Genomic DNA, 19,594 nt, shown 5'->3' with positions numbered 1-19,594 from the left:
AGATTAACAAATGCCGAAGACTAAACGAAATGACTAGGGGATAATTAAATGAAACACAGCAAACAATATGACGATATTACTATCAAGCCATACGAACAAAAGTATTATCATAATATTTTAGAGTTTGAGCTGTCAGAGCGACAGCAAATTTATTCATCACTGCCTATTCAAGTATTAGAAGATGCATTGGAAGATAAAAATCGCATTGCTAATATTGCGATTAATAAAGATAAGGAAGTTGTCGGTTTCTTTGTATTACATCAATTTTACCAACATGAAGGCTACGATACACCGGACCATGTGGTTTATATTCGGTCCTTATCGATTAATGAAAAGTTTCAAGGGAATGGATATGGCACTAAGGTAATGATGAATTTGCCAGACTATGTGCAGTCCCTATACAGCAACTTCAATCACTTATATCTTGTAGTAGATGCTGAAAATCAGGCGGCTTGGAATGTCTATGAACGTGCAGGCTTTATGCATGCTGCGACGAAAGAAGAGGGCCCGATTGGCAAAGAGCGACTTTATTATTTAGATTTAGATTCTAATTATGTTTCTTCTTTAAAGCTTACAGCGCCAAAAGAGCAGCCTGACAAAGAAATAGATACCGTAGATTTAATGCTTGATGGAAATAAAGTAGGGTTTATTGCATTGCAAGCTACAAATCAACGCATGCATATCCGGGGAATTGAAGTTTACGAAACACATCGTAATCAAGGTATTGCTGAAAGTGCATTACGCCAGCTGGCAACCTATGTTAGAAAAAATTACCCTGCAATTAATTCATTAGATATTATTCTATTTGGAGAACACAATGAGTTGAAGCCGTTATGCATGAATAGTAATTTTGTAGAAACACTCCACACAGACGACTATGTGAAATACGAAAAATACATTGTCTATTAAGAGAAAGTAAGACAATGGCATTGCGAAAAGCGATATTGTCATTTATAATTTAATTTTGTTAACATGGAAATTAAGAAAATTTGTGAATAACCTGATAAAGAAAGCCTTTGAAAGGAAGTTATAAAATAATGAAAATCCAAGACTACACTAAAGAAATGGTAGACGAAAAATCATTTATCGATATGGCCCACACATTATTGGAAGAAAAAGGCACTACAATGAATTTGTACGATATTATTGATGAGTTCAAATCTTTAGGCCACTACGAAGATAATGAACATTTAGAAAACCGTATCGTTCAATTCTATACTGACTTGAATACTGATGGTCGCTTCCTTAATGTCGGAGAGAATAACTGGGGATTACGTGACTGGTACTCAGTAGACGATATTGAAGAAAAAATCGCACCAACTATCCAAAAATTCGATATTTTAGATGAAGATGATGAAGAAGATAAAAACCTTAAACTTCTTGGTGAAGATGAAGACGAAGAAGAAGAGGAACAAGCAGAACCTACTGATTCAGACGAAGATGAAGAAGATTTAGATGATCCGCAAGATGAAGAAGAAATTAATGATTCTGATATCGTTATCGAAGAAGATAAAGATGAAATGGATGAAGCTGAAGAGTTGTTTGAAGAAGAAACAGACTTCAACGACGATGCAGATGACGATAAAATTTAATTGACTTTTCTCGGGAAAATGATAGAATTTTATTCGGGCTCCTTTAATTAGGACAACGTGTATAAATCATACGCTCCCCCTTTACATGTGATGTGAGAGGGAGCGTTTTTTTATTTTTATAACAAGTAACTTCGCAGTTAAGACAGAAATATCTCATAATGATATTGTCTTAAGATAAAAAGAAGTAAAGACATGATATGTATAAGTAAATTAATTTGTAATGAATAGTAGGAGGATATAAAACATGACTAAGTTCATTTTTGTAACTGGTGGGGTTGTTTCCTCATTAGGTAAAGGGATTACTGCAGCATCTTTAGGTAGACTATTAAAAGACAGAGGCCTTTCTGTCACAATTCAAAAATTCGACCCATATTTGAATGTGGATCCAGGTACAATGAGTCCTTATCAACATGGGGAAGTATTTGTAACAGATGACGGAGCTGAAACAGATTTAGATTTAGGCCACTATGAACGTTTTATTGATATTAACTTAAATAAATATTCAAACGTTACAGCCGGTAAAGTCTATTCTCACGTTTTGAAAAAAGAACGTCGCGGCGATTACTTAGGCGGTACTGTACAAGTGATTCCACATATTACAAATGAAATTAAAGAACGTTTATTATTAGCAGGCGAAAGTACAAATGCGGATGTAGTCATTACTGAAATCGGCGGTACAACAGGTGATATTGAATCCTTACCATTTATTGAGGCCATCCGCCAAATCCGCAGTGACTTAGGCCGAGAAAATGTAATGTATATCCACTGTACTTTATTACCTTACATCAAAGCAGCAGGTGAAATGAAAACAAAACCTACGCAACACAGTGTTAAAGAATTACGCGGCTTAGGTATTCAACCTGATTTAATCGTAGTCAGAACAGAATATGAAATGACACAAGATTTAAAAGATAAAATTGCATTATTCTGCGATATTCCAGAGCAAAACGTAATCGAATGCCGCGATGCAGAATCTCTATATGAAATTCCATTACAATTAAGCAAACAACATATGGATGACTTAGTAATCAAACGCTTAGATTTAAATGCGAAATATGCCACACAATTAGATGACTGGAAACACTTATTAGAAATCGTGAACAACTTAGATGGTGAAATAACAATCGGCTTAGTCGGTAAATATGTAAGCTTGCAAGATGCTTATTTATCAGTTGTAGAAGCGTTGAAACACGCTGGCTATCCGCTTCATAAAGACATCAACGTCAAATGGATTGATTCAAGTGAATTAACAGACGACAATGCTGCAGATTACTTGAAAGATGTAGACGGAATCCTAGTACCAGGCGGATTCGGTTTCCGTGCAAGTGAAGGTAAAATTTCAGCCATCCGCTATGCACGCGAAAACAATGTACCATACTTCGGCATCTGCTTAGGTATGCAACTAGCGACAGTAGAATTTGCACGTAACGTACTTGGCTTAGAAGGCGCACATTCAGCTGAACTTGATCCCGATACGCCTTACCCAGTGATTGATTTACTTCCTGAACAGAAAGACATTGAAGATTTGGGAGGCACTTTAAGATTGGGTCTATATCCAAGTGAAGTCGAAGAAGGGACTTTGGCATACGACATTTACGGTAAAAAAGAAATCGAAGAAAGACACCGTCACCGTTATGAGTTTAATAACAACTATCGTGAACAGATGGAAGAAAATGGACTTGTATTTTCAGGTGTAAGTCCAGATGGCCGTCGTATTGAAATGGTAGAATTACCGCAAAATGATTTCTTCTTTGCATGTCAATTCCACCCAGAGTTCTTATCACGTCCTAATCGTCCGCAACCTATCTTCAAAGCATTTATTGAAGCGGCTAACAAATACAGAGAAGCCAAAGAAAATAAATAAGTAATATAAAACGCATCTCCTTTGATTATGGGAGATGCGTTTATTTTATGCTTCAGGATCTAAATCTAAGTCGCGAATCATTTCAATCATCTGTGTATAAATCTCATAATAAATATAATTCAAAGCCATAGGATGCGGTTGAACCACTTTATCATAATCCTCTGTATATACAATCGGACGAGGAGTACTTAAATTAATATAATGCAAGAGATGATCAGGAATGTCGACTTCTTTATTTTTATTACAAATCAGTACGAAATCAGCATCTAAATCAATGAGTGCTTGCGTATCTCTTTGAACTTCTTCAGTATAAAATGGAGCAAAGAGGAGTACGCGATCTGTTGTATCTAACGTATCCAAACTTTTTAAATCAGTTAGCAAGCGACTAGATTCTAATTTTTCATGACTATCTGTAATATAAGTTTCAAAGAACTTTAAATCATCATAACCTTTGACATACACATTTCCTTCGCCTCCGATTGCTTGAATTAAGCATTGTGCAGCCATTTGTATATCTAAAGATTGGTCATTTAAACGATTAAAAATGCCTGTTAGTTGGGTCTGCAGTATATTTGCCATGTTTACCTCCATAAATTTAATATATACACATTATTTTAAGGGAGAAAATAATGTAATTCAATTTTCTAATCGATGTATAAAGTACTAAGTAAACAGGGTAGTGTATAACAACACATTGCTTTAAGAAGAGCAATGGTTAAAGAATGAGGACGGTATAAAATTTGAATACGTTTTCATTTAAAAAATTCACACAAATTTATCAATTAAAACCGCTTACATTGTTTTTTGCAATGCATTTAAGGGGTGGTTTTGATATACTTAAAGTGTAAAAATCACGTGCGCGACGCACTCAAGGAGGAACTTTCATGCCTTTAGTTTCAATGAAAGAAATGTTAATCGATGCGAAAGAAAAAGGTTATGCAGTAGGTCAATATAACCTTAACAATCTAGAATTCACTCAAGCAATTCTAGAAGCTTCACAAGAACAAAATGCACCAGTTATTTTAGGTGTATCAGAAGGTGCAGCTCGTTATATGAGCGGTTTCTACACTGTAGTAAAAATGGTTGAAGGTTTATTGCACGACCTTAAAATCACAGTACCGGTTGCAATTCATTTAGACCATGGTTCAAGTTTCGAAAAATGTAAAGAAGCTATCGACGCTGGTTTTACATCAGTTATGATTGACGCTTCACATAGTCCATTTGAAGAAAACATCGAAATCACTAAAAAAGTAGTAGACTACGCACATGAACGCGGTGTTTCTGTAGAAGCTGAATTAGGTACTGTAGGCGGACAAGAAGACGACGTAGTAGCAGACGGCGTTATCTACGCTGACCCTAAAGAATGTCAAGAATTAGTTGAAAAAACTGGTATTGATACTTTAGCACCAGCTTTAGGTTCAGTACACGGTCCTTACAAAGGCGAACCTAATTTAGGTTTCAAAGAAATGGAAGAAATTGGAGAATCTACTGGTTTACCATTAGTATTACACGGTGGTACTGGTATCCCAACTAAAGATATCCAAAAATCAATTTCTTTAGGTACAGCAAAAATCAATGTTAATACTGAAAACCAAATTGCTTCTGCTAAAGCAGTTCGTGAAGTATTAGACAATGATAAAGATGTATACGATCCTCGTAAATATTTAGGACCAGCTCGTGAAGCTATCAAAGCTACAGTTACTGGTAAAATTAAAGAGTTCGGTACATCAAACCGCGTATAATCAGATTCAACATTTAGCATTCAAGAAGAGCATCTCTTATGGTGCTCTTTTTTCGTGCATCGCTATTTTCATTGGGTGTTTACAAAGGCAGAAGCGCGTCAATTTAAAGCGAGAAATATATTGATTAAGCTTAATTTAAAAAATAAAATCAATACGTCAGCAGGGAAATAATTTTACAGTTCTATTATCCTTTATGCTATAATATCTAAAGTGATTTAAGCAAATAACTATGGAAGAGATTCACTATATTCCAACCTATTCATGATAGGGTACATAAGCTGCAATATAGTTTAATATTTTATATAAATAGTAAGTGTTATATTCAACTTAGAAGCTAATATGTATAAGGGAAGATAATACTATGATTACTATTTTTATATTATAATCAATTAGAGTGATTACCACGAAAAATGATTGGATTTAATAAACTGACAGATTAGAATTGAATAATCGTTATTTGAAGCGAGAAACTGTTAGATATAGAAGCTGAACAGTTTGAATTGTGAAGGATTAAAGATTGAAAGATTGAATGAAAAAGGAGAACAAAAGGATGGCTCAAGAAGTAATTAAAATCAGAGGCGGGCAGCCATTAAGCGGAAAAATTAAAATTAACGGCGCTAAAAACAGCGCAGTTGCTATCATTCCAGCTGCATTATTAGCAGAAGATGTAGTGACATTAGAAGGCTTGCCGCAAATTTCAGATGTTGAGACGTTAGTAAGTTTGCTAGGCGATTTGAATATTAAAACTGATTTAGAAGGTACAGATTTACGCATCGATCCTACAGAAATCCAAAACGCATCTCTACCTAATCATAAAGTGGAGTCTTTAAGAGCATCATATTATATGATGGGAGCGATGCTAGGGCGCTTTAAAAAATGCGTGATTGGATTGCCAGGCGGATGTCCATTAGGACCACGTCCAATCGATCAACATATTAAAGGGTTTAAAGCTTTAGGCGCAAAGATTGATGAATCTAGCCCAACTTCTATGAAAATTGAAGCAGATGAATTAAAAGGTGCCAATATTTTCCTTGATATGGTAAGCGTTGGTGCGACTATTAATATTATGTTAGCAGCAGTAAGAGCGGAGGGGCAAACTGTTATTGAAAATGCAGCGAAAGAACCTGAAGTAGTAGATGTTGCGACTTTCTTAACTGGAATGGGTGCTGATATTAAAGGTGCCGGCACAAGTACTATCAAAATTACAGGAGTAGAACATCTGCATGGAGTAGCACATCAAATCATTCCAGACCGAATTGAAGCGGGTACATACATGTGTATGGCTGCAGCTTGCGGAACAGAGGTAGAATTGGAAAATATTATTCCTAAACATATTGAACCTCTAACAGTGAAACTACGTGAATTAGGTGCTGATGTTGATATGCATGATGATTCTGTAGTAATCAAAAGTAAGATTCCTTATGAGAGTGTGAATATTAAAACATTGGTTTATCCTGGGTTCGCAACAGACTTGCAACAGCCGATTACACCTTTATTATTCTTGTCAGAAGGACCTTCGTTTGTTACAGATACCATTTATCCTGAACGTTTTAAACACGTTGATGAGCTTCAAAAAATGGGTGGAAATATTCACGTCGATCAAGGAACTGCAACAATCAAACCTTCTCAATTGCATGGTGCATCTGTATATGCGAGTGATTTACGTGCCGGAGCAAGTCTGATTATAGCCGGTTTAATTGCAGAAGGCGTAACTACTATTTATAATGTCAATCATATTTATAGAGGTTATGCTAATATAGTAGAAAATTTAAAATCCTTAGGTGCAGATATTTGGGCTGAAACGCTTTAAAAAATGTGATATACTTTATATACTAACTAAGCATGATTGCATATCATGAAGAGGTGATTTAAATGGAAGTATGTCCATATCTAGAAGAGACATTTAAAATTATCGGCAGAAGTTGGAATGGTTTAATTATTAATTATCTCTCAAGATGTCCAGAAAGTTCAGCTCACTTCAGTGATATGAAAAAAGATTTAAAACCGATAACGCCACGTGCATTAAGTTTAAAATTGACTGAATTAATGGATTGGGATTTAGTAGATAAAAATATCGTTTCCAAAGCGCCACTTTCGATTGTGTATCAACTTACAGAAAAAGGTGAAGCTTTAGCTGAAGCTCTGAAACCGATGGAAGAATGGGCTCAAAAATACGTAGAACTCGAAAATAATCAAACACAAGTATAAATTTATAAGCCGGGACATCGTGATGTCCCGGCTTATCTTTTTGAATTGGCAGTAGCTATCTGAACAGAAAAAGTGCTTGTCCCGCTCCCTTGCTATAAGAAATACGTTTAAAATATATTCATAATGGATAGAATATAAATATAAGTCGTAATTTCTAAGGAGTGACTATAGTTGAGAATTCAAACTAAACAATATATCAATGGCGAATGGGTAGATAGTGCAAGTGGTGAAACACTTGATGTAATCAACCCAGCAAATGAAGAAGTTCTAGGTCAAATTGCAAAAGGCAATAAAGAAGACGTAGATAAAGCAGTAGATGCTGCAGACAATGTTTATCTTGAATTCCGTCACAGCAGTGTAGAATATAGAAGAGATTTACTAGATAAAATTGTACAAGAATATAAGAATAGAAAACAAGATATTATTGAAGCAATTACAGATGAACTAGGTTCACCTCTTGAAGTTTCAGAGAACGTGCATTATCAAATGGGTCTTGAACACTTTACAGAAGCTAGAGATGCACTAGATAACTTTAAATTTGAAGAAAAACGTGGTGAAGATTTAGTAGTGAAAGAGGCAATCGGTGTAGCAGGATTAATTACACCATGGAACTTCCCTACTAACCAAACATCATTAAAATTAGCTGCAGCATTCGCAGCGGGTAGTCCAGTGGTCTTAAAACCTTCTGAAATGACACCATATGCGGCTATTATTTTAGCAGAAATCTTTGATAAAGTAGGCGTACCTAAAGGTGTATTCAACTTAGTAAATGGTGATGGCGAAGGTGTCGGTAATCCATTAAGTGAAAATCCTAAAGTACGTATGATGTCATTTACTGGTTCTGGTCCAACTGGTGCTAAGATTATGCAAAAAGCAGCAGAAGACTTCAAGAAAGTTTCATTAGAATTAGGCGGTAAATCACCTTATATTATCCTTGATGATTCAGATATTGAAGGTGCTGCAGAAGCAGCAGTAGGCAAAGTTTATAACAACACTGGTCAAGTTTGTACAGCAGGTACACGTACAATTGTGCCAGAATCAATGAAAGATGACTTTATCAAAGCTGCGAAAGAAAAAATGAGTGCAGTTAAAGTAGGCGACCCAAGAGAAAAAGGTGTCCAAATGGGTCCAATCATTAGTAAAAAACAATTCGATCAAGTAGAAGATTATATCCAAAAAGGTATCGATGAAGGTGCTGAACTGGTACTTGGCGGTGTCGGTAAACCAGAAGGATTAGATAAAGGTTATTTCGCAAAACCAACTATCTTTGCAAATGTGAAGAATGATATGACTATTGCACAAGAAGAAATCTTTGGTCCTGTAATGTCTATCATCACTTATAATGATTTAAAAGAAGCAATTAAAATAGCTAACGACACTAAATATGGCTTAGCTGGTTATGTATACGGTAAAGATTTAAACACATTAAGAAAAGTTGCACGTGAGATTGAAGCAGGTACAATTGAAATTAATGAAGCAGGCCGTAAACCAGACTTACCATTCGGCGGTTACAAACAATCAGGTATTGGCCGTGAATGGGGCGATTATGGTATCAAAGAATTCCTAGAAGTGAAATCAATCGCTGGCTACTATGAATAACTTTATTATAAATCTTTAAGCGAATACGAGTATCAAACCGGGGTTAATTCCCCGGTTTTTTAATGTTAAATACAAGAATAAGACAAATTTTGTCCAATTTACCCAAAGAGTTTAATTTTCAGCTAGAATGATTTTGTAATTAAAATCAAAGTTTGCTATTATAAATCTAGTATAATTACTTGTTAAAAAGTGATTAATAAAGAATCTACAATGAAATGAGTGTCAATCATGACTGAAAGAGTGCGTACATCTCCTCAATATGAGTCCTTTCATGAGCTGTACAAGAACAATACAACTAAAGTTCTCACTGAGAAGGCTAAAGCATTAAAACTAACTAATTACAGCAAACTCAATAAGAAAGAATTAGTACTTGCCATTATGGAAGCGCAGATGGAAAAAGATGGTAATTACTATATGGAAGGTATCTTAGATGATATCCAACCAGATGGATATGGCTTTTTAAGAACGGTCAACTATTCAAAAGGTGAAAAAGATATTTATATTTCTGCCAGCCAAATTCGCCGATTTGAAATTAAACTTGGCGACAAAGTAACTGGTAAAGTAAGAAAACCGAAAGATAATGAAAAATACTATGGTTTGCTCCAAGTTGATTTTGTCAACGATCACAACGCAGAGGAAGTAAAGAAAAGACCCCACTTCCAAGCTTTAACTCCACTTTATCCCGAAGAAAGAATCAAATTAGAAACAGAACCTACTAACTATTCTACTAGAATTATGGATTTAGTTGCGCCTATCGGTTTAGGTCAACGTGGATTGATTGTAGCACCGCCTAAAGCAGGGAAAACTTCTTTATTAAAAGAAATAGCCAATGCAATTTCAACAAATAAACCAGATGCTAAATTATTTATTCTCTTAGTGGGTGAAAGACCTGAAGAGGTAACAGATATAGAACGCTCAAGTGAAGATGCTGAGGTTGTACACTCTACATTTGACGAACCGCCTCAACACCATGTAAAAGTTGCAGAGTTACTGCTAGAACGTGCCAAACGTCTTGTTGAAATCGGTGAGGATGTTATCATTTTAATGGATTCCATCACACGACTTGCACGTGCATACAACTTAGTCATCCCGCCAAGCGGCCGTACTTTATCAGGTGGTTTAGATCCTGCATCTTTATATAAACCTAAGAATTTCTTCGGTGCAGCCAGAAATATTGAAGCTGGTGGCAGTTTGACCATCTTAGCTACTGCCTTAGTAGACACAGGTTCTCGTATGGACGACGTTATCTATGAAGAATTTAAAGGGACAGGTAATATGGAATTACATCTAGATCGTAAACTTTCAGAACGTCGTATTTTCCCAGCGATTGATATTGCAAGAAGTTCAACACGTAAAGAAGAGTTGTTAGTAGACCAAAAAGAACTAGACAGCTTATGGCAGCTGCGTAATATGTTCCGTGATACGACAGACTTTACAGAACGCTTTATTCGCAAGTTGAAAAGATCTAAAACGAATAAAGAATTTTTCGAACAACTTCAAGCCGCTGCAGTGGAAAGTCAAAAGACTGGCAAACCGATTATCTAATAATTTCTCAAAGAAGAATTCTAGAATGGGTTGCAATTTATACTGCTACCAATTATAATTACTAAGTATTGGGTAAAAACTCACAAATAACTCTGTTCCAGATGGTTCAGGGCAAAGGAGCTGAAATAATAATGAGACAAGGAATTCATCCTGAATACCACAAAGTTATTTTCTTAGATACAACAACTAACTTTAAATTTTTAAGTGGTTCAACTAAAACATCATCAGAAACTATGGAATGGGAAGACGGCAACGAATATCCAGTAATTCGTTTGGACATCTCTTCTGATTCACATCCATTCTATACTGGTCGTCAAAAATTCGCTGCTGCGGATGGCCGTATCGAACGTTTCAACAAAAAATTTGGTTTTAAATCATCAAATAATAACGAATAATTTCGATTATATGCAACTCTCGCTTAGGCGGGAGTTTTTTTATTATATTGGTTTTTAAATTAGGAATTAGTACGCTATCAAAATTAAAAATATGATATAATGAGATGATTTTGATTTGAAAAGGAAGGAAAAGCATAATGTACGAAACTTATCATTCCGGATGGATTGAATGTATCACTGGTAGCATGTTCAGCGGAAAATCAGAAGAATTAATTCGTCGATTGAAACGTGGTATTTTTGCTAAACAAAAAGTAGTGGTATTCAAACCAACAATAGATGACCGCTATCATAAAGAAAAAGTGGTATCTCATAATGGCAATGCGATTGAGGCTATTAATATACAACGCGCCGAAGAGATTTTAGAACACGACTTATCTGAAGTTGATGTTATAGGTATAGATGAAGTTCAATTTTTTGAAAATAATATTGTAGATATTGCACAAGATTTAGCTGAACAAGGTCATCGTGTCATCGTTGCGGGTCTAGACATGGACTTTAGAGGGCGACCTTTCGAACCCATGCCGCAATTATTGGCGGTGAGTGAACTTGTTACCAAGTTGCAAGCTGTATGTGCAGTATGCGGAGCGCCTGCCAGCAGAACACAACGTCTCATTAATGGCAGACCAGCTAAAGCGGATGATCCCGTTATCATGGTCGGAGCAGATGAAAGTTACGAACCAAGATGCCGCGCACATCATATTGTTGCGCCGAGTGAATCTGAGAAGGAGGAATTATAGTGTTTGACCAGTTAGATATAGTTGAAGAACGTTATGAACAATTAAATGAATTACTGAGTGATCCAGATGTTGTCAGCGATTCCAATAAGTTGCGTGAGTATTCTAAAGAACAATCGGATCTTCAAAAGACTGTAGATGTATATCGTCAATATAAACAAAATAAAGAAGATATTGACGAAATTGTAGAAATGCTCTCTGAAACATCTGATAAAGAAGAAGTTGAAATGTTGAAAGCGGATATGAGTGAATTGAAAGATACGCTTCCTGGTTTAGAAGAAGAATTGAAAATGTTGTTGATTCCTAAAGATCCGAATGATGACAAAAACGTTGTAGTTGAAATCAGAGCAGCTGCAGGCGGCGATGAAGCGGCTATATTTGCAGGTGATTTATATCGCATGTATACACGTTACAGTGAATCACTTGGATATAAAACAGAAGTGATTGAAATGAATGACAGCGATCACGGCGGTTTTAAAGAAATCAGTTTCACTATTAATGGGCAAGGTGCCTATTCTAAATTAAAATATGAAAACGGTGCTCACCGTGTACAACGTGTACCCGAAACTGAATCTGGCGGACGCATCCATACTTCTACGGCTACAGTGGCTGTATTGCCTGAAGCGGAAGATGTAGAAGTAGACATTAAAGACGCTGACTTGAAAATTGAAACTTACCGTTCAAGCGGTGCAGGTGGACAACACGTCAATACTACTGACTCAGCGGTACGTATCACCCACTTGCCAACAGGAATTATTGCGACTTCATCAGAAAAATCTCAAATTCAAAACCGTGAAAAAGCCTTAAAAGTATTAAAGGCACGTGTTTATGATATGAAATTACAAGAAGAACAAGAAAAATATGATTCAGAACGTAAATCAGCTGTAGGTACAGGAGATCGTTCAGAACGTATTCGTACGTATAACTATCCGCAAAACCGCGTTACTGACCACCGTATTGGCTTGACAATTCAAAAATTAGATCAAATTGTTGAAGGTAAGTTAGAGGAAATCATTGATGCCTTAACAATGTCTGAACAGACTGAGAAATTGAAAGAATTGAATAACGTTGACCTATAGAGAGGCTGTGCTGCAAGCTTCACAACAAGCGACAGCAAGAGGGTTTGAATCAAAACGTGCAGAATGGCTGCTGACTGATTTATTTGAGTGGTCATTCACTGATTATGTAATGCATATGAATGAACCAATTCCTGATGATAAGTATGCACTTTTCCAATCTGCTGTTCAAAGAATGCTGACAGGAGAACCGATTCAGTATATTACTGGAACGCAAAGTTTCTTAGGTGAAAAATTCCAAGTAGATGCGCGTTGTTTAATTCCGCGTCCTGAAACTGAAGAAGTATTCATGCATTTTAAAGCACATTGCAAACATAATGCAGTCGTTGCGGATATTGGGACAGGAAGCGGTATTCTTGCTGTGATGCTGAAACAATTACGCCCTGACTTGGAAGTTTATGCCACAGACTTGTACGATGGCCCATTAAAAATAGCTCAGCAAAATGCGAAAGTCCATCATGCAGAAGTGACTTTCTTAAAAGGGAATGCACTGGAGCCAATTGTAGAACGCAACCTTCGTTTAGACGGACTCATTTCAAACCCGCCTTATATTGACTTTGCAGAAGCTGCTGAGATGACCGAAACCGTTTTAGACTTCGAACCGCATCAAGCTTTGTTTGCAGATCATCAAGGGTTAGCAGTTTATATAGCAATCATTGAACAGCTGCCGCTCGTTATGAATGAAAAGAGTCTAGTGGTATTTGAAATCGGGTATGAACAAGGAGACGTATTAAAAAGTATTATCGAAGACAAGTATCCGCATATTAATGTGGAAGTAATTGCGGATATTAATAATAATGATCGAATTGTCTCTTTTTATTGGACATCCGAGTAGAAAAGTTATGGAGATTGGGAGAATGTTAAAATTCCTGATTCTCGCATAACTTTTTATTATATTTTAAAATTGTTATGAAAGGACGTGTCAAAAGATGCAGACAAAAATATGGGATTTAAGTAAAAATATTGATTCGTCAGAAGCTGAAACAGCATTAAAGGAAATTGCTGAAATTTATAAAGAAGGCGGTTTAGTCGCTATCCCTACTGAAACTGTCTATGGACTAGGTGCTAATGCTAAAGATAATGCGGCTGTGAAAAAAATTTACGAAGCAAAAGGAAGACCTTCAGATAATCCATTAATCGTCCATATTTATGAAACAGCACAAATGGATGATTTTATTGCTGAAATTCCTGAGAAAGCGCAACAGTTGATGAATGCATTCTGGCCAGGACCCATTTCTTTTATTTTACCTTTAAAGAAAGGATATTTATGTGAAAGAGTTTCTGGTGGGTTGTCCTCGATTGCTGTCAGAATGCCAAGTCACCCAGTTGGACGTGTAATTTTGAAAGAGACAAAATTGCCTATTGCTGCACCAAGTGCTAATTTGAGCGGCCGTCCATCTCCTACAACGTTTGACCATGTCTTTCATGATTTAAATGGCAAGGTAGATGGTATTGTAAATGGGGATCAGAGCGAAGAGGGATTAGAAAGCACAGTATTGGATTGCACCCAGTATCCATTTAGAGTAGCTAGACCTGGTGCTATAACAGTTGAAATGATTGAACAAGTTATCCCTGGAAGTGTCGATACTCACACTGTATTAGATACTGAAAAACCCATTGCTCCAGGCATGAAATATAAACATTATTCGCCTGACACTCCTGTTATGATGCTGACAGACTTAAATACTGAAATTACTTCTGATAAAAATTGGGAAAATACATTATTTGCCGTACCTGCTTCTCTTAAACGCTATATTCCAAAGAATGCAATGTATAGAGAATTAAGTGTAGACGAGTCAGATTTGAAAAACGCCAATCATAATTTATATCAAATTCTGCACGAGTTAGATACCGATGACAACATTGATCAAGGTTATATTTTTAAATTCCGTGAAAATGATGAAAGTCATGCTTTTTTAAATCGCTTGGCAAAAGCTACTGGAAATCAAGAAATAGGAGCTGCTCAACTATGAAAATAATTTTTGTGTGTACAGGTAATACTTGCAGAAGTCCTATAGCTGAGAGTATTGCAAAAAAGTTACTGCCGCAGCATGAGATTATGTCTCGAGGATTATTCGCTATGGATAGCCAGCCGCCGTCTGTATATGCTGCACAAATTTTAGCAGAGGAAAATTTCACACCTCCGACACATGCACAGCAGTTACGAGAAGTAGACTTGGATGCAGATTTAATCTTAACAATGACTGCAGATCATAAACAACAAATACAAATGATGTATGCGCAACCATTGCCTGTTTATACGCTTTATGAATATATCGAACAGCCAGGAGAGGTTTCAGACCCTTATGGTGGCAGCTATTCTGATTATCAAAAAATTTATAAAGAGCTCTATTATTTGGTTACGGAATTGCAACATCGCATCGACTTTCTATGAATAATTAGTATAAGTTAAGATACAAATGCGTTATAATAATCCCATAAAGCATCGTTTGCTTGTATTAAAGTCAAGTTAACAAGAAAAATATATTTTCTGTTTGCTTGATTTCGATATTATCAATAAACAAAGGGGTGGAATTAAATGGAAAATTTGAAGTTATTGCTAGACGAATTACAAGAACAAGATTTCTTTAAAGCTGGTGAAATTTGTGTTATCGGTTGTTCTACATCTGAAGTGCTTGGAGAAAGAATCGGTTCTGTAGGTTCAATTGATGTCGCACAGCAAATCTTTGACGCTTTAATGAAAGTAAGTAATGATACTGGCGTTATTTTCGCTTTTCAAGGATGTGAGCACATTAATAGGGCAATTACAATCGAACGTGAACATTTCAATCCACTTACAATGGAAGAAGTTACAGTTGTACCTGCTGTCCATGCTGGAGGCAGTATGTCCACATATGCTTATCGTCATATGAAAGACCCGATGGTAGTCGAAGCAATCACAGCAACGCGTGGAATCGATATTGGACAAACTATGATTGGGATGCATATTAAACATGTTGCCATTCCTGTTCGTACTTCAGTCAAAACAGTCGGAGATGCAATTGTCACGATTGCTTCTTCCAGACCGAAATTGATTGGCGGCGAACGTGCTCACTATACTTTATAACTAATCGAATTGGGGGAATGATGTCATGTCATTTATCGAAAAGGAAGACAAAGCAGTATTTGAAGCAATTCAAAATGAATACAACCGTCAGAATAACAACATTGAACTTATTGCATCTGAAAACTTTGTATCTGAAGCAGTTATGGAAGCCCAAGGTTCAGTATTAACGAATAAGTATGCGGAAGGATATTCCGGCCGTCGCTATTATGGTGGTTGTCAATATGTTGATGTTACTGAAACATTAGCAATTGAACGTGCGAAAGAACTATTCGGAGCTGAACATGTAAATGTTCAACCGCATTCAGGCTCCCAAGCTAATATGGCAGTTTATTTAGTAGCGTTAGAGTATGGCGATACTGTATTAGGTATGAATTTAAGCCATGGTGGTCATTTAACTCATGGTGCCAAAGTGAATTTCAGCGGTAAGTTTTACAACTTTGTTGAATATGGAGTAGATAAAGAAACAGAACGTATCGACTATGAAGAAGTACGTCGTCTTGCAAAAGAAAACAAACCTAAGTTAATTGTTGCAGGCGCATCTGCTTATCCTCGTGAAATCGACTTCAAGAAATTCAAAGAAATTGCTGATGAAGTCGGAGCTAAACTTATGGTAGATATGGCACATATCGCTGGTCTTGTTGCAGCTGGATTGCATCAAAATCCTGTTGACTATGCTGACTTTGTAACTACAACAACACATAAGACTCTAAGAGGCCCTCGTGGCGGAATGATTCTTACTAAAGAAGAATATGCTAAACAAATTGACAAAACAATCTTCCCAGGTATTCAAGGCGGACCTTTAGAGCACGTAATCGCTGCGAAAGCAGTAGCATTTGGTGAAGCATTGAACTCTGATTTCAAAGATTATCAAGAACAAGTGATTAAGAATGCGAAAGTCTTAGCTGAAACATTGGTTAAAGAAGGCTTCAGAGTTGTTTCAGGCGGTACTGATAACCACTTAGTAGCAGTTGATGTTAAAGGTTCATTCGGTGTTACAGGTAAAGAAGCGGAAGAAGCTTTAGACGAAGTAGGTATTACTTGTAACAAGAACACAATTCCGTTCGATCAAGAAAAACCTTTCGTTACAAGTGGTTTGCGCTTAGGTACGCCAGCAGCTACAACACGCGGATTCCAAGAGGCAGATTTTGAAGAAGTAGCTAAAATTATCAGCTTAGTCGTTCAAAATCCTAAGGATGATGCGAAATTAAAAGAAGCAAGTGATCGTGTAGCAGCCTTGACTTCAAAACATCCATTATATAAATAAGATAAACTAGGAGGCAACACCGTTATGGGTAAAGTACATGTATTTGACCATCCGCTTATTCAACATAAAATGAGTTATATCCGTGATGCAAACACGGGCACTAAAGAATTCAGAGAACTAGTTGACGAAGTCGGTATGTTGATGGCTTACGAAGTAACAAGAGATTTAGAACTTCAAGACGTTGAAATTGAAACGCCTGTTACCAAAACAACTGCGAAGAGATTGTCAGGAAAAAAATTAGCATTTGTACCTATTTTAAGAGCTGGTTTAGGAATGACTCAAGGTATCTTAAGTTTGATTCCAGCTGCAAGAGTAGGGCATGTAGGATTATATCGTGACCCTGAAACTTTGAAAGCAGTAGAATATTTTGTGAAATTGCCACAAGATATTGAAGAACGTGAAATCGTAGTAGTAGATCCTATGTTAGCAACAGGTGCTTCTGCGATTGAAGCTATTAATTCTTTGAAAACACGCGGCGCGAAAAATATTCGCTTTATGTGTCTGATTGCTGCGCCTGAAGGTGTAGAAAAATTACAAGAAGCACATCCTGATGTAGATATCTTTATTGCAGCGCTTGACGAAAAGCTGAATGATAAAGCATATATTACACCAGGTTTAGGCGACGCTGGCGACCGTTTATTCGGTACAAAATAATTGGGACACAGCAAGGCGCTCCCGTTTCTTTTATATTAACGGTGTAACTAGTGTCTTTATAATATAATATGTTGAATACGTAAAAAGTATGCAGGTTATTAACATCGTGCCCATTTATAGACGGACTCATTTGTATGTTAAACAGCGCTGCATACTTTTTATATTTAAGGAGTAGTTTTTATGAAGAAGATTATGACTGTATTCGGAACGAGACCAGAAGCTATCAAAATGGCTCCTTTAGTCGCACAATTAAAAAAAGAAGAGACGTTAGAAGCAGTTGTGGCTGTAACCGCGCAACATCGTGAAATGCTCGATTCTGTATTAGAGACGTTTGATATCCATCCAGATTATGATTTGAATATCATGCAAGCAGGTCAAACACTTTCTGATATTACTTCAAAGGTGTTGAAAGGATTAGAAGCGGTGATTAAAAAAGAAAAACCTGATATGATTCTCGTCCATGGCGATACCATGACAACTTTCGCAAGCGCCTTAGCGGCTTTTTATAATCAAGTGGCAATAGGGCATGTAGAAGCTGGGTTAAGAACCTGGAATAAATATTCGCCTTATCCAGAAGAAATGAATCGTCAAATGGTCAGTGATTTAGCAGATATTCATTTTGCTCCCACACAACAAGCAGCTGATAATTTATTAGCAGAAAATCACCCGGCTGATACGATAGCAATTACCGGCAATACAGCAATAGATGCGATGTCTACCACGATTAAAGAGGATTATCAATCTGACATCATCAGCAAGCATCTAGGGAAGCAAATAATACTGTTGACCGCACATCGACGTGAAAATATCGGCACCCCAATGGAACATATCTTCAAGGCAGTAAGAGAAATTGTAGAACAACATGAAAATGTCGTCGTCGTATATCCAATGCATAAGAATCCTAAAGTCAGAGAAATTGCACGCAAATATCTAGGTGGTCATGAACGTATTGAGTTGATCGAACCGTTGGAAGTCATTGATTTTCATAATTTCGCCCATCAATCTCACTTAATTCTTACTGACTCTGGAGGTATTCAAGAAGAAGCACCTTCATTAGGTAAACCTGTACTCGTGTTACGAGATACAACTGAGAGACCTGAAGGCGTGAAAGCAGGAACACTTAAATTAATTGGGACAGAAGAAGCGGATATCTACCAAGCAACTGAATTATTGTTGAAAGATGATATAAAGTATAGAGAAATGAGCGAAACAGCTAACCCATATGGCGATGGTCGTGCGTCTGAACGCATTTGTGACAATATTAAGTACTATTTTAATTTAACTGATGAGAAACCGAGTGATTTTGGCGAAAATAAAGACAATTTTGAATAAAATATGGATTTTGTGTCTAATTTGTGACAATTAGTAAACATAAGAATTGCTTATTTTGAATGTAATTGACACGCACAAGAGTGCTATATTATGATTAAAACTGTATGGATGAAATGGTTTTCAGATGATTCGTATTTCCATGTGAAATGAGGCACAATAAATGAAGCAGTTCAACATTATTTTCAAGAAATATCTTCAATATTACATTTATTGGTTGTCAGTATTGGTTATTATTGCACTAATAATACCAAAGCCTTTCATTATTGGTCTTATTATCGGTTCATTTGGTTCTTTAATCAATACATACATCTTTGAATTATATTTATCTAAGGCGCAGAAAGAGGAGACGTCTCAGGTATCAACAGGTGGTTTTTGGCGATATCTTGTTGCTTTTCTAGCCTGCTGCACCTGGCTTTTCTTTAAAAACCAAGTGAATATTATTGGTGTAATGATTGGTTTGATGATTTCATATATTTTGATCATCTTACGACCATTTCTTCACAAAATGTAATACAAATCAAC

At 36.5% G+C, this 19,594-nt stretch carries 20 protein-coding genes; 19 read left to right on the top strand and 1 reads right to left on the bottom strand.

Features of this window, described 5'->3' with window-relative positions; translation table 11 throughout:
* Positions 1–48: 48 nt before the first annotated feature.
* The 3 genes from CNQ82_RS10080 (at position 49) to CNQ82_RS10070 (ending at position 3,456) form a co-directional block, all read left to right on the top strand.
* Positions 49–909, top strand: coding sequence for a GNAT family N-acetyltransferase (locus CNQ82_RS10080; RefSeq protein ID WP_123145147.1), 861 nt, complete (start codon positions 49–51; stop codon positions 907–909).
* Positions 910–1,037: 128 nt separating this feature from the next.
* Positions 1,038–1,592, top strand: coding sequence for a DNA-directed RNA polymerase subunit delta (rpoE, locus tag CNQ82_RS10075; protein ID WP_123145146.1), 555 nt, complete (start codon positions 1,038–1,040; stop codon positions 1,590–1,592).
* Positions 1,593–1,836: 244 nt separating this feature from the next.
* Positions 1,837–3,456 carry a CTP synthase gene (locus CNQ82_RS10070; RefSeq protein ID WP_123145145.1) on the top strand — a complete coding sequence of 540 codons (1,620 nt, stop codon included), beginning with the start codon at positions 1,837–1,839 and terminating at the stop codon, positions 3,454–3,456.
* A gap of 45 nt (positions 3,457–3,501) precedes the next feature.
* Here the strand turns inward: CNQ82_RS10070 and CNQ82_RS10065 are convergent, their stop codons facing one another.
* Positions 3,502–4,035 carry a DUF2529 family protein gene (locus CNQ82_RS10065; protein WP_123145144.1) on the bottom strand — a complete coding sequence of 178 codons (534 nt, stop codon included), beginning with the start codon at positions 4,033–4,035 and terminating at the stop codon, positions 3,502–3,504.
* 305 nt (positions 4,036–4,340) lie between these two features.
* Here CNQ82_RS10065 and fdaB point away from each other — a divergent pair, with 305 nt between their 5' ends.
* The 16 genes from fdaB to CNQ82_RS09985 all read left to right on the top strand — a co-directional run bounded on the left by fdaB (position 4,341) and on the right by CNQ82_RS09985 (position 19,583).
* Positions 4,341–5,198 (top strand): class IIb fructose-bisphosphate aldolase FdaB, encoded by an 858-nt coding sequence (fdaB, locus tag CNQ82_RS10060; RefSeq protein ID WP_123145143.1) that lies wholly within the window; start codon positions 4,341–4,343, stop codon positions 5,196–5,198.
* A gap of 550 nt (positions 5,199–5,748) precedes the next feature.
* Positions 5,749–7,008 carry a UDP-N-acetylglucosamine 1-carboxyvinyltransferase gene (locus tag CNQ82_RS10055; RefSeq protein WP_123145142.1) on the top strand — a complete coding sequence of 420 codons (1,260 nt, stop codon included), beginning with the start codon at positions 5,749–5,751 and terminating at the stop codon, positions 7,006–7,008.
* A gap of 62 nt (positions 7,009–7,070) precedes the next feature.
* The gene (locus tag CNQ82_RS10050; protein WP_123145141.1) at positions 7,071–7,406 is read left to right on the top strand and encodes a winged helix-turn-helix transcriptional regulator; all 336 of its coding nucleotides are present in this window, start codon (positions 7,071–7,073) and stop codon (positions 7,404–7,406) included.
* Between the two features lie 171 nt (positions 7,407–7,577).
* Positions 7,578–9,005: an aldehyde dehydrogenase family protein gene (locus CNQ82_RS10045; protein ID WP_123145140.1), complete on the top strand. Its 1,428-nt coding sequence runs from the start codon at positions 7,578–7,580 to the stop codon at positions 9,003–9,005.
* 228 nt (positions 9,006–9,233) lie between these two features.
* A complete protein-coding gene (gene rho / locus CNQ82_RS10040; RefSeq protein WP_123145139.1) occupies positions 9,234–10,550 on the top strand; it encodes a transcription termination factor Rho in 1,317 nt (438 codons plus the stop codon).
* Positions 10,551–10,681: 131 nt separating this feature from the next.
* Positions 10,682–10,945 carry a type B 50S ribosomal protein L31 gene (locus tag CNQ82_RS10035; protein ID WP_095104240.1) on the top strand — a complete coding sequence of 88 codons (264 nt, stop codon included), beginning with the start codon at positions 10,682–10,684 and terminating at the stop codon, positions 10,943–10,945.
* Between the two features lie 137 nt (positions 10,946–11,082).
* A complete protein-coding gene (locus CNQ82_RS10030) occupies positions 11,083–11,682 on the top strand; it encodes a thymidine kinase (RefSeq protein WP_123145138.1) in 600 nt (199 codons plus the stop codon).
* Positions 11,682–12,758, top strand: coding sequence for a peptide chain release factor 1 (prfA, locus tag CNQ82_RS10025; RefSeq protein ID WP_123145137.1), 1,077 nt, complete (start codon positions 11,682–11,684; stop codon positions 12,756–12,758). Before CNQ82_RS10030 ends, prfA begins: the two co-directional genes overlap by 1 nt.
* On the top strand, positions 12,748–13,590 hold the full coding sequence (gene prmC / locus CNQ82_RS10020) for a peptide chain release factor N(5)-glutamine methyltransferase (protein ID WP_206125360.1): 843 nt from the start codon (positions 12,748–12,750) through the stop codon (positions 13,588–13,590). The genes prfA and prmC overlap by 11 nt, the downstream gene beginning before the upstream one ends.
* Before the next feature lie 94 nt (positions 13,591–13,684).
* Positions 13,685–14,728 (top strand): L-threonylcarbamoyladenylate synthase, encoded by a 1,044-nt coding sequence (locus tag CNQ82_RS10015; protein ID WP_123145136.1) that lies wholly within the window; start codon positions 13,685–13,687, stop codon positions 14,726–14,728.
* Positions 14,725–15,150, top strand: a complete 426-nt coding sequence (locus CNQ82_RS10010) for a low molecular weight protein arginine phosphatase (protein WP_123145135.1) — start codon at positions 14,725–14,727, stop codon at positions 15,148–15,150. The genes CNQ82_RS10015 and CNQ82_RS10010 overlap by 4 nt, the downstream gene beginning before the upstream one ends.
* 144 nt (positions 15,151–15,294) lie before the next feature.
* Positions 15,295–15,822 (top strand): TIGR01440 family protein, encoded by a 528-nt coding sequence (locus CNQ82_RS10005; protein ID WP_123145134.1) that lies wholly within the window; start codon positions 15,295–15,297, stop codon positions 15,820–15,822.
* A gap of 25 nt (positions 15,823–15,847) precedes the next feature.
* Positions 15,848–17,086, top strand: a complete 1,239-nt coding sequence (gene glyA, locus CNQ82_RS10000; protein WP_123145133.1) for a serine hydroxymethyltransferase — start codon at positions 15,848–15,850, stop codon at positions 17,084–17,086.
* A 24-nt stretch (positions 17,087–17,110) separates the two neighbouring features.
* On the top strand, positions 17,111–17,740 hold the full coding sequence (gene upp, locus CNQ82_RS09995) for a uracil phosphoribosyltransferase (protein ID WP_095104254.1): 630 nt from the start codon (positions 17,111–17,113) through the stop codon (positions 17,738–17,740).
* 180 nt (positions 17,741–17,920) lie between these two features.
* Positions 17,921–19,072, top strand: coding sequence for a non-hydrolyzing UDP-N-acetylglucosamine 2-epimerase (wecB, locus tag CNQ82_RS09990; RefSeq protein ID WP_123145132.1), 1,152 nt, complete (start codon positions 17,921–17,923; stop codon positions 19,070–19,072).
* A gap of 160 nt (positions 19,073–19,232) precedes the next feature.
* Positions 19,233–19,583, top strand: a complete 351-nt coding sequence (locus tag CNQ82_RS09985; protein ID WP_095104258.1) for an ATP synthase subunit I — start codon at positions 19,233–19,235, stop codon at positions 19,581–19,583.
* The last annotated feature ends 11 nt before the right edge of the window (positions 19,584–19,594 follow it).

This window comes from Staphylococcus debuckii, from assembly GCF_003718735.1.
GTDB classification, from domain to species: domain Bacteria; phylum Bacillota; class Bacilli; order Staphylococcales; family Staphylococcaceae; genus Staphylococcus; species Staphylococcus debuckii.
The sequence above is the reverse complement of the archived record's forward strand: the minus strand, read 5'-3'. Positions and strand labels throughout refer to the sequence as shown.